The 12,371-nt window shown below is 64.1% G+C and carries 4 protein-coding genes; 2 read left to right on the top strand and 2 right to left on the bottom strand.

The window, feature by feature from the left end:
* Positions 1-47 precede the first annotated feature (47 nt).
* Both ACUDP5_RS16430 and ACUDP5_RS16425 read right to left on the bottom strand, forming a co-directional pair.
* Entirely contained in the window at positions 48-689 is a 642-nt protein-coding gene (locus ACUDP5_RS16430) for a Vgb family protein (protein ID WP_263915609.1), read from the bottom strand.
* A 35-nt stretch (positions 690-724) separates the two neighbouring features.
* Positions 725-1,945 carry a helix-turn-helix domain-containing protein gene (locus ACUDP5_RS16425; protein WP_445656607.1) on the bottom strand — a complete coding sequence of 407 codons (1,221 nt, stop codon included), beginning with the start codon at positions 1,943-1,945 and terminating at the stop codon, positions 725-727.
* 324 nt (positions 1,946-2,269) lie between these two features.
* On the opposite strand from ACUDP5_RS16425, the gene ACUDP5_RS16420 reads away from it, so the two are divergent.
* Positions 2,270-11,761, top strand: coding sequence for a hemagglutinin repeat-containing protein (locus ACUDP5_RS16420; protein ID WP_445656606.1), 9,492 nt, complete (start codon positions 2,270-2,272; stop codon positions 11,759-11,761).
* Positions 11,758-12,210 carry a hypothetical protein gene (locus ACUDP5_RS16415; protein WP_445656605.1) on the top strand — a complete coding sequence of 151 codons (453 nt, stop codon included), beginning with the start codon at positions 11,758-11,760 and terminating at the stop codon, positions 12,208-12,210. The genes ACUDP5_RS16420 and ACUDP5_RS16415 overlap by 4 nt, the downstream gene beginning before the upstream one ends.
* Positions 12,211-12,371 lie beyond the last annotated feature (161 nt).

The following is a 12,371-nucleotide window of genomic DNA, read 5'->3' as shown; positions in this document are numbered from 1 at the left end:
GTTCTCTATATAAGAGAAAGGCGCCGCGCCGTATCGGCGGTGGCTGCTCAGGCCAGGGCGCGCGGCTTGCGCACCGCCCGCAGTTTGCCGCTGGTCGCGCCGCCGCAATAGAACACGTCGCCGCCGTCCGACTCCAGTCCGGATACGACCACGCCCGCCGGCAGCGCCAGGCTTTCCAGGACCTCGCCGCTTTGCGGGTCGACGTGTCTTAACTCGCTGGCGTCGTCTTCCCAGGTGCCGTGCCACAGGCCGCCGTCCACCCAGGTCACGCCCGTCACGTAGCGGTCTGAGGCGATGGTGCGCAGGATGGCGCCGGTGGCCGGGTCCACCTGCAGGATCGTGCGGTCTTTGTAGCGGCCGACCCAGAGCATGCCCTCGGCCCAGGCCATGCCCGAGTTGCCTTCGCCGTGTGGCGCGGGGATGGTGCCCAGGATGCGGCCCGAGGCCGGGTCGATCTTCTGGATGACGTCGCCGGCGATCTGGTACAGGTGTTGGCCATCAAAGGCCGTGCCGGCCTGGGCCGCCACGTCGATGGACTGCACCACGGCGCCGGTGGCCGGGTCCAGGGCGTGCAGTTTCTCGCCGACGGCGATCCACACGCGCTTGCCGTCGTAGGACACGCCGTGCACCTGGCTGACGCCAGGAAAGGGGCCGTATTCACGGAGGATGTCTGCGGGTTTGGATTTCATGTCGATGTCCTGTTCAAGAGGTTGACGTGTCCATCCTAGGCATTCGGCGGCGGCAGCGGGAGTAACAATGTGGTCGCGAAACCGGGCAAGGGCGGCGTCATCCAGCGCCGCGCCCGGCCCCGGCCGAACGACTGGGCACGGCCGGCATCGGCCAGGGCATCCAGCGCGCGCTGCACATGGCGCTGGCTGAGATCCAGCGCCAGCGCCAGGGCCGAGCTGGACCAGGCCTGGCCGTCGCCCAACAGCGCCAGCACGGCAGCGTGCTTGTCCTGCACGGGGGGTGTCAGGACGGCAACCCGCTGCCCCGGCGGCGGCGTCAGCGCGAACCCGCCGCGAGTGGCGTGCAGTGTCGCCAAGGGGCCCAGCGCGGCGCGCAGGCGGCCGATCTCGACCCGCAGGCGGGCCCGGTGGGTTTCGTCCGGGCGACGGGTGCGAAAGGCCTGTTCGATCAGCACGTCGCGGGGCACGTCGGCGGGCCAGGCGTCGGCCAGTATCCGGGCCAGGGTGAAGAGAACGGGGCGGGTGGCCAGCGCCACCGTGCGGCCCGCGCCGTGCAGCGCGTAGCGGCAGGCGTCGATGACCAATGTGTTCGAGGCGAGCAGCGCCTGGACGTCAGCCAGGCGCTGCGGGCGGGGGGCAGGGGCGGCCGTCAATATCGCGGCCGGCGCATCCAGCAGACGCTGGGCGTCGCGCACTTCGGCCTGCAAGGCGGGGATGCCCGCGTCCTGCGCAGCCTGGGCGGCGCGGGCCAGGGCCGCCTGGGCCGCGTCGGCGCGCAGCCGCCGCATGGCGATGCCGGCCACCACCAGTTCATGCACGGTGCGCAAGGCTGGCGGGAACGCGGCCGGGTCCAGCGTCGCCAGCGTCTGCTCGGCCTGGTCCAGGCGGCCGATCAACAGCAGGCGCCGGCCGGTCAGGTACTGGGCATAGGCCGCATTGCGCGTATCGCCGTGGCGTTCCAACACCTGTCGGGCCGCGTCCAGGGATTGCGTGGGCCAGGCCAGGTCGCGCGAGGCCAGCGCAATCTCGGCCTCGGCCACGACGCAGCGGGCGCGCGCCACGGGCGCCTGCGCGCCAAACTTGCGCGCCGCCTGCCGCACCAGCGAACGGGCACGCTCAAAGTCGCCCAGTTGTGCCAATGCAATGCCGCGCAGCGCCAGGGCCGGCGCATCGTCGCGCAAGGCCACGCGGCCCAGGGCGCCCAGCGGGTCGCCCGCAGCCAACGCATGTGCCGCGGCGGTGATCAGCAAGTCCATGGGGCGTCGGTCGTGGCGTTGTCGTGCGGGGGCACCGTGGCGGGTCGATGACGCCAATCTACACCGTCACGGACAAACTGGGTCTGCGGCGTTCCGTACTCACGGATGAGTGGACTGCGTCCGACTTCTGCAATCACGGGCCAGCGTCGGCCAAAAATCAGAATCTTCCAATGTTCTGTCTGATTCGGATTGCGTAGCGTAAGCGGGCAATTTCCGGATCGGTGCTTTTGGCTTTGTCGATAGTCCGCGGGGTTTGGGCGGGCTGAAGGTCGGCTGTCGTGGCAACGGTTGTGGTTTTACCCCCTTTGCCGAGTCTTGCCTGATATGTCGACGTTACGCCGCACGATTGCCTGGTTGTTGGTCTTTGCGCAGATCTGGACGCCCGTCCTGGCGCAGACCTTGCCGATTTCGGTAGACCAGAGCGTCGGCGGGCAGAAGCCCGTGGTGGGCGTGGCCAACGGTGTGCCGGTGGTCAACATCGCACCGCCTTCGGCCGGCGGGGTGTCCAACAACCACTACACCCAGTTCAACGTCGGCCCGTCCGGCGTGGTGCTGAACAACAGCGGCGCGGCCAGCCAGACGCAGGTGGCGGGGCAGGTGGCGGGCAACCCCATGCTGGGCAACCAGCGTGCCACCACCATCCTGAACCAGGTCACGGCGCCCAACCCCTCGCAACTGCGCGGCATGCTGGAAGTGGCCGGCAATCGGGCGAACGTCATTGTTGCCAACCCGGCCGGCATCACCTGCAACGGCTGCGGGTTCTTGAATGCCAATCGCGCCACGCTGACTACCGGCAAGCCGGTCGTGGGGCCGGATGGTTCGCTGGGCTTTGACATTGCCAGTGGTCGCTTGGCGATCGAAGGCGCGGGTCTGTACGGCGCCAACTTGAGCCAACTGGACCTGCTGGCGCGCACTCTGGAACTGAACGCCCAGGTCTGGGCGGACCGCTTGAACGTGGTGGCGGGACCCGCCCGGGTGGGCTACGACGGTATCGACGTCTCGGCCCTGACTGGCGCGGGCGGCACCACGGGTGTGTCCATCGATGTGGCGGCCTTGGGCGGCATGTACGCCAACAGCATTCGACTCATCGGCACGGAAGCGGGTGTCGGCGTGAACATCGGCGGCAACTTGGCTGCGCTGACCGGCACGCTGACCGTCAGCGCCAATGGCGACGTCAAGATTCTGCCGTCCGGCCGCATGCAGGCCGCCACCGATCTGTCGGTGCAGGGCGGGCGCGACATCGTCAACGAAGGCACCGTCACGGCGGGTGGCGCGCTGGCGCTCAATGCGCCGGGTTCAGTCGTCAACACCGGCGCCATGTCCTCGGCGGGCAACGCCAGCGTCGTGGCGCGCCAACTGGATAACCGCGGTGCCTTCACCGCAGGCCTGCAGGCCGATGCTTCCATCAGCCCCTTGGGTGCATTGAGCGTACAGGTCAATAGCCTGCAGAACGCCGGCACGCTGATGGCCGGCGGCAACGCTACGGTCACGGCCGATGCGCTGGGCCTGTCGGGCGGCAAGTTCGTCGCGGGTGGGGTGTTGACACTCGACGCCAACGGGGCAATCACCAATCGCGCCGGTTCCGTGTACGGCGGCTCGGTGCTGCTGCGCGCGTCCAGCCTGGACAACACCGGCGGCAAGCTCACCAGCGGGGCAGGGTTGACGGTCAACGTCGCAGGCGCGGTCGACAACTCCGCCGGCACCCTGGCGGGCACCGGCTCGGTTGCCATCACCGGTCAATCCATCATCAACGCCGCAGGCGGCGTCGTCTCGGGCGACAGCGTGGCGCTGCGCGGTCCAGCCGGCATCAACAATCAGGGAGGCTCCGTCCAAGCCAACGGCGCGCTGCGCGTGGAAACGGCCGGCGCCTTGAACAACCAGGGCGGCAAGCTCTTGGGCGGCACGGCCGATATCCAGGCGGCCAGCCTGGACAACCGCAACGGCGTGGCGCAGGCGGACGGCAAGCTTACGGTTGCCAACACCGGTGCCTTGCAGAACCAGGGCGGTGGACTCTATGGCGGTTCGGTCGACGTTAAGGCAGCCAGCCTGTCCAACACGAACGGCAAGGTCGTCAGCGGCGGCGCACTGGACGTGAACACCACCGGCAACCTGGACAACACCGGCGGCACCGTTGCCGCTCAAGGCCAGGCCACGCTGAACGCGCAAACCCTGTCCAACACCCGCGGCCTCATTGCCGCAGGCAACCTGACACTCAATACACAAGGCCTGCTGGACAACCGCGCCGGCTTGATCCAGGCCGACAACCTCGTGGCCCTGAAGGCCGGCAGCCTGAACAACCGCGACACGCTCGCCAATGGTCTGGCGGGTGCGGGGGCCGCAATGTCGGCCAACGTGGAATCGTGGGCCCAGGCAGGAACGCCGACCCTATCAGGGACTCCTGCCGCAGCAGCCGCTTTGCCCACGTCGACGAGCGCCTTGGGTGTGATGGGCAAGCAGGTCACGGTCATTGCAAGCGCCATCGACAACCAATCCGGCCGCATCGGCGCGGGGCAAGACCTGGGCGTTGCCACCGGCACGCTCGACAACACGTCAGGCAACGTCTCATCCGACGCCAACGCCAAGCTCGCGGCGAATAACCTGATCAACAGCAGCGGTGCGGTGACAGCCGGCAATTCCCTGGAACTGACCACCGACAACCTGGACAACGACGGCAAGCTCCACGCCGGCCAGGACCTGACGATCACCGCCAACACGCTGACCAACCGCGCCACCGGCGAACTGATCGCCCTGCGCAACAACACCCTGGTCATCAGCGGCTTGCTGGCCAATGCCGGCCTCATCGATGGCGGCTACACCCGCATCACCGCTGGCAGTCTGACCAACACCGGCCGCATTTACGGCGACCGCATCGGCGTCCAGACGCCGACGCTCATCAACGAACCCAATGCCGTCATTGCGTCGCGTGGCGACCTGGACCTGGGCGTCGGCACGCTCGCCAACCGTGAACACGCCTTGATCTACGCCGGTGCAGACTTGCGCATCGGCGGCGCCCTGGATGCCTCTGGCAACGCCACTGGCCAAGCGGCGTTGCTATCCAACGAATCGGCCACCATCGAAGCCGAGCGCAACGCCGACATCGCGGCGGCCAGCATCCAGAATCTGAACACCCATTTCACCAGCAGCATCGTTCAAACCAAGAGCGAAGAGAAATGGTTCTACCGCTTGAACGGCTCCACGGAGATCATCGACGGCGAGGGCATGTGGTTCTGCAACACCGTCAAATCCATTTGCGGACGCAGCCCCAGATGGATGGGTCAGTACGACGAACGGCGCCTGTTGCTGCCGTCGACCCGCTATCCGGAAAGCCGGTACGGCCCGCCGTTCGACTACAGCAGCATTCAGGAAGACCAGCAAGGCCGTGCCGGCGTCAGCGCACCGATCGGGCTGGCGTATATCCCGGAAGAGCCGTCGTGCGGCGGAGGGGACGCTGGGACTTGCGGTGTCAATCCCGCCCAATTTTTCTACAAACCCGATGCCAAGATCTGGTCGGTCTTCGAGGTCGAGCGCCCGTCCGGGATCAGGAAGCCGCCGTCGCCGGATGACTGCGGCTTTCGCTGCCCTGCGGACCTGGCCCAGCAACAGGCCACCTACGAGCGCGACCTGCAGCTCTACGACACGTTGAACGAGAAGATCCGCGACTTCAACGCCGACTTCCGCAACAACCGCATGATCAAGGACTTCACCTTCTACGAAGTCACGCAGATCACAACCGAAACCGGTGTCACGCAGAGCGATCCGGGCAAGATCATCGTGGGCGGCAATGCGCGGCTGGTCGGCAACGTCCAGAACGACAAGAGCCAGATCATCGCGGGCGGGGCCCTGAATGCCGAAGGCGGCACGTTGACCAACCTGGGCGCAGAGGGTTCTCGCACTGTCCAGCGCGCGGGCACGATGGTCTATACCTACGAAAAGCGGGACTCGCGTCGCTATGACCGCTCGCCCTATGGCGTCACCGTCTCGGTGGAGAAAATCGATGCCGGTCTGGGAGTGACGCAGCAGAACACCGGTATTTCCCCAGGGGGTGTCGCGCCTGGCGCCAGCGCGATTGCCGCGGCCTTGCCGCCGGCGACGGTCACGCGCGTGTCGCTGCCGGGCAATCTCGCGGTCGCCGTGGTGACATTGCCGCCCGTCATTCCCACCAGCGCGCTGTACCGCGTCATGCAGGCGCCAGACGCCCCGTACCTGATCGCAACCGACCGCCAGTTCCTGGGCTCGCGCACCGTCACGTCCAGTGATTTCCTGCTTCGCCAACTGAACCGCAATGGCACCTATGTCCTCAAGCGCCTGGGCGATGGCTTCTACGAACAGAAGCTGGTGGCCGAGCAGGTCATGCTGGCCACGGGCCAGCGCTACGTGGGTGACTACACCGACAACGAAACGCAATACAAAGCCCTGCTCGCCGCGGGCGCCGACTTCGCCGGTCGCTTCGGCCTGACCGTCGGCACCGCGTTGTCAGAAGACCAGATGCGGCATCTGACCGGCGACATTGTCTGGCTGGTCGAGCAGACCGTCACGCTGCCCGACGGCAGCCAGCAAAAGGTATGGGCACCGCAGGTGTACCTGGCAGTCAGGCCCGGCGACCTGCGTGGCGACGGCACGTTGATCGCAGGCGGCAGTGTCCACATCGACATGGGCGGCGATGTCGCCAACAGCGGCACCCTGGGCGCGCGCAACGCCCTGGTGGTCGCGGGACAAAACCTGCGCAACAACGTAGGAACGATTCAGGGCAAGGCCGTCAACCTGAACGCCCGGCAGGATATCGACAACATCGCCGGATTGCTCAAGGGCGACAGCGTCACCCTGTCCGCCTTACGCGACATCAACCTGACCACCACCGCGAGCAGCGCCAGCGGCGCGCGCACCCGTACGACCTTCATCGACGGCGTGTCACGCATCGATGCGGGCAAGCTCGATGCCTTTGCCGGGCGCGATGTGAACGCCACGGCCGCGGCGATCAGCGCAACGTCCGACGCCGCGATCAAGGCAGGCAGGAACATCAATCTGACCACTGTGACGCAGTCTTATGCGGACTCCGTCCACTGGAAAAGCAAGAACCGGGCCGATCTGTCCTTGAGCCAGGAAGTGGGCACGTCCTTGTCGGCGGGCGGCAGCTTGCAGTTGGTGGCCGCGCAAGACGTCAATGCGCGCGCTGCCCAGGTGTTCGCCGACAAGAACCTGACCCTGTTGGCCGGGCACGACGTCAACCTGACGGCCGGCGTGGCATCGGGTTCGGTGCGTGACGAGCACTACCAGAAGGTCAAGGGTTTCCTGTCCAGCCGCTCGACTCACACCATCGACAGCAGCGCCTACAGCACCGCCCAAGGCACGCAGTTGTCCGGTGAAAGCGTCCTGGTTGGCGGCGGGCGCGACATCCGCATGACGGGTGCGCAGGTCCTGGCTTCCAAAGACATCGTGCTGGACGCCGCACGCGACCTGGCCGTGCAGGCCGGCGTGAACGCCTACGCCGAAGACCACTACCGCCGGGAAAAGAAAAGCGGCTTCTCGGTGGGCGGCATGGGCATCTCGTATGGCCGCAGCGACAGCAAATCGAACCAGCGCGTGGACGGCACCACGCAAAGCGACGCGCGCAGCTTGCTCGGCACGACCGGCGGCAACGTCATCCTGACCGCGGGCCGCAATGCCAGCCTCGTCGGCAGCGACATCGTCGCCGGCAAGGCGGCGGGCGATGTGACCGGCAGGACCGGCAACATCGACATTCAAGCGCAGAATGTCGCCATCCTGACCGGCCGCGATACGGAAAACACCCACAGCGACTATTCCAACAAGCAAAGCAGCTTTGGCGTGAAGCTCGTGGGCACGCCGGTGGACACCTTCAAGAACCTGTCCAACGCCGGCTCGGCAAAGGCCAAGGTCCAGGAACTGGCCCACAGCGGTGCCACCACGCCGGGCGTGACGCTCAACTTCAGCCGCAGCAAAAGCAGCGGTTCGCGGGATACGTTCAGCCAGGTCAGCAGCGGCTCGGACCTGAGCGCGGCCGGCGACATTCTCATCCGCGCCACCGGCAGCGGCGCCAGGGACGCGTCCGGCCGCGCGATTGACGGCGACATTGCCCTGGTCGGTTCCAACCTGCGCGCCCAAGGCGGCGTGGTGCTCGATGCGAAACGCGACATCATGGTGGCAGGTGCGCAGAACCAGTACCGCGAAGCCAGCCAGAACGACAGCAAAAGCACCAGCATCTCGGTCGGCAGCATGAGCCTGGGCGACATGGGCCGCGCCATCGACGGCGGCCCCAACGCCAGCGGCGTCAAGACGTTCCCCTTCGGCGCCCAGACCGCCACTGCCGGTGAAACGGCCGCGGGCACCTGGCAGACGGCATCGCTGATCACGGGCAACACCGTCTATCTGAACAGCCGCGAGGGAGACATCCGCATTGCCGGGTCGGCCATCGACGCCGTCAAGAACGTGGGGCTGTCCGCCAGCAAGGGATCGATTGCCATCGACACCGGCACGGCGACGCGCGACCACACCAGCAGCCACCGCAGCAAAAGCGTCGGCGACCTGAGCGACGACGTCGGCGGCGCAACCACCGGCATCCGCAAGTCCAGCGGCACGCTGGCCGAGAACAGCCGCAGCACCAGCGGCGCGGGCAGCACCATCGTCAGCCGCCAGGGTGACGTGTCCATCATCGCCAAGCAAGACCTGTTGATTCGCGGCAGCGATATCCGTGCCAGCCGCGATGTGCTCTTGGGCGGTCAGGCCGTCACTATCGAAGGCAGCTTCGACACCTCGGCCTTCCGGGATTTCCAGAAGAGCAGCCAGATCGCGGTCACGACCAGCGTCAATAGTCCGGTGATCAAGGCGGTGGAGACCATCGACCGCATGCGCCATGCGGCCCAGGACACCAACAACGGCAGAATCCAGGCGGTCGCCGCGGTGGCTGCTGGCTTGGCTGCCAAGAACCTCTACGACGCCGTGGCCAAGAATCCCGCGCAGATGGGGGGCATCAGCGTCAACGTCGACGTGGGCGCCAGCAGTTCCAGCCAGACCCGCAGCGGACAAAGCAGCACCGCCAACGGTTCGGCCGCCTCGGCTGGCCGAGACCTGGCCATCATCGCCACGGGGAACGGCGCGCAGTCCAACATCACCGTATCCGGCTCGAACCTGACCGCCGGCCGCAACGTGTTACTGAATGCGGAGGGCGACATCCTGCTCACCGCCCAGAAAAACACGTCCAGCCAGAAGAGCGACGGCAAGAGCCGCAACGCCAGCATCGGCGTGGGCCTGACGGTGGGCGGCAGCCAGAATGGCTTTGCCATCAACGTCGGAGCTGGCGGCAGCACCAGCAAGGGCAACGGCCAGGACAGCTCCTGGAACAACACCCATGTGGTGGCGGGGGAAAAGCTCACCATCAGTTCGGGTGGCGACACCGTGCTGCGTGGCGCCCAGGCCAGCGCGGCGCAGATCGTAGCCACCGTTGGCGGCAACCTCGTCATCGAGAGCCTGCAAGACATCAGCAACTACGCCGCCCGCGACCGCAGCGGCGGCGTGCAGGTCAGCCTGTGCATCCCGCCCATCTGCTACGGCGCCAGCAGCGTCAGCGGCAACTACGGCCAGACCAAGATCAACAGCCAATACGCCAGCGTCACGGAGCAGACCGGCCTGTGGGCGGGCGACGGTGGTTTTCAGCTGAACGTGGGCAAGAACACGGGGTTGATCGGCGGTGTGATCGCCAGCAGCGACAAGGCGGTGGCTGATGGCAAGAACGTGCTGATCACCGGCACCCTGACCAGTCGAGACATCGAGAACCGCGCCAGCTATGAAGGTCAGTCGATTCAACTCGGAGGGGGCTTCAACTTCGGTGGCGGGGGTTCGGGCGGCAAGGACGGCGGCAAAGATGGCGCTAAAGGCGCTGGCAGCAGTAATCAAAGCGCCATCGGCACCGACAACCAAGGCAACGTCGCCGGCGGCAGCAAAGCCACGCCGGGCTCCACGCTGCCCAGCTTCGATGGCCTCAGCGCCAACGTGCCCATTGCGATGGGCGCCCGCGGCGAGGCCAGCTCCACCACAAAGAGCGGCATCAGCGGCGGCACCATCGTCATTCGGGATGAGGCGGGGCAAAAGGCGCTGACGGGCCAGACCGCGGCGGAAGCGATTGCCGCGTTGAACCGGGACACCAAGGACACGCTCAACGCGCTGGATCGGATCTTTGACGAGAAGGAGATCCGGGCGGGGTTCGAGGTGACCAAGACCTTGGCGCAGGAGACGGGGGCGTTTCTGGCGAATCGGGCGGCGCAGGCGGACGCGCTGAAGGAAGCGATGCGCACCGAGAACGATCCGGCTAGATACGCAGACCTGGAACGGCAGTTTAACGCTGCTAAAGAATGGCTACCCGGTGGGACCTATCGCCAATTTGCCAACGCCGTTTTGGCTGGACTCGGCAGCAATGTGACCGGCGCTGCGACGGACATCGCGCAAAACGCTTTGGTCAACTATCTGCAACAGCAAGGCGCAGCGCAGGTCGGTAAGTGGGTGAGCGAAGGCCTCGTGCGAAATGGCTCACCCGAACATGCCGCATTGCAAGCGATCGTGGGTTGCGCAGGCGCAGCCGCGAGCGGCCAGAGTTGTGGCGCGGGAGCGACGGGCGGCGCCGCTGCGATCCTCGTGAACGCATTGCTGGATAGCACTAGTGGGAATACCAACGCCGAGAAAGAGGCACGTCGCAATCTTGTCGCGTCGCTGATTGCCGGCGCAGCGGCAGTTGCAGGTGCAGATGGTATCGCGACGATCACGAATGCGGCGATTGCTGAGCTGGACAACAACACGCTGAATCTGGCGCACGATCAGGATCTCATCGGCCGGCTGTCGCAGATCGACAAGTTGGATCCGAAGCAGCAAGACGATTTGATGCAGCAGATCAAAGCCGCGCACGCCGCGGGTACGCAGGCAGCATTGGATCAGATGAAGAGTATCTTCGGTCCCGGCGAGTTGCAGGAAACGCGGGACCAGTTGGAGTCGATGCTTGGCAGTGGATCGGCATGTGGGCAGGTGCCTGCTTGCGCGTTCCAGCTGACGAAGTCAATTAAAGAACTCGATGGCCTGCTGGCTCAGTACAAAACGCAGAGTGAATTGACTCCCAAGGTTGATGCGGCGCTGCTGGCGTTCGACATCGCGTCAAGCGGCGTTCTGGGAGGGATTCGGAATACATTCGTTAACCTCATCAAACTGAGCGCTACGCGTGCAGCGCGCGGTTCGTTGGAGATGACGGTTGCGAAGATGGCCTATGCGGATGGGGCGTCTTGGACGGTGCGCAATGGGGAGGTGCTGCTGGCTGATGGCAATACAGTCATAGCGAGGCAGAATCCCATTACGGGAAAATATGAAACGGTTTTTGCTTCTCCCGCGCGACCGACGGTTATTCCTCCCCCTGCTGAATTCATCCCACCGGGGATGGACAGGCCGTTCCGTCCTATCAATCCGAGCTTTCCGCCTGAGGCAACGGTGGTTGATGCGATGAATAGCCCTCTAGTTCGGGAAATGATCAATAGGTGCGGACAGGTTGATTGCTCTGACATAGCTGCAAAATTGCTAGAGAGCGCAGGCGGTAAAGGGATAATTCTGGAAGTGCGCCCCAAAAATCCTGGCAATCTAAACGTTTACGAAAATAGTATTGTCCAAAAAAATTATACGTATCACCAAATTTATACTGATGGTAGATACGTTTATGATCCAAGGTTGTCTAGTTCTCCCATTCCGAAGGGGGATTGGGAAATGCACATTAAAGGAATGAACCCTGATGGTGTGTACATTTCTTCAAAGCTAAAGGGGCTGGAATGAATTTAAAAATAATCGAAGACAGAGAAGGTGCTTTGCTAAACATCATTGATAAGCTGGAGCCTTTGGCCTGGCGGACCTATAAGCAGAGATATCCGCAAGTATGGGTGCGTGATCATGCTGAAGTTCAGGATCATTCAATTTTTCCGCCCTATGTATCTTTCAGATTCGTTAATGAAAATATTTCCGCAGTGAGTGCATTGAAAGACGCATTATCTAGCTATAAGGGGAAGCTGCGGTGGTCTATGGAATCTTATAAAAGGATTGCGATGCCCGGAGTAAATTGGTCTATTACTCCGGAGGAAGTAATTTTGATGGATAGAAAGCTAAATGATAGTTCCGTAGAAATATATGATTATTTTTCGAAAAATTATCCGTTATTTGGGCCAATAGCTTATGATGACTTAGATGAATTGACCGAGCACGTTGAGAGGAAATTGTTTGGTATATAGTAAAGAAATAAAATGGCGAAATAAAAAAATAACGAACCCCGGTGTCAGACTTCGTTTTCGGCGAGCGCCTCTGGAAACGGTGTCTGAATTGAGGTTTCTAGTCCGTCACTGAGGATTCAAGAACCTCGCACGGACGGAGGCGTCAACGTCGACCTGGGCGT

The sequence above is a fragment of the Achromobacter sp. NCFB-sbj8-Ac1-l genome, assembly GCF_052695805.1.
Note: the sequence above shows the minus strand (reverse complement) of the source record. Positions and strands in the feature narration are given on the sequence as shown.

Coding starts and splice junctions, on each gene's coding strand:
- ACUDP5_RS16415 (WP_445656605.1), top strand. CDS start 11,758: ATGAATTTAAAAATAATCGAAGACAGAGAAGGTGCTTTGCTAAACATC.
- ACUDP5_RS16420 (WP_445656606.1), top strand. CDS start 2,270: ATGTCGACGTTACGCCGCACGATTGCCTGGTTGTTGGTCTTTGCGCAG.
- ACUDP5_RS16430 (WP_263915609.1), bottom strand. CDS start 689: ATGAAATCCAAACCCGCAGACATCCTCCGTGAATACGGCCCCTTTCCT.
- ACUDP5_RS16425 (WP_445656607.1), bottom strand. CDS start 1,945: ATGGACTTGCTGATCACCGCCGCGGCACATGCGTTGGCTGCGGGCGAC.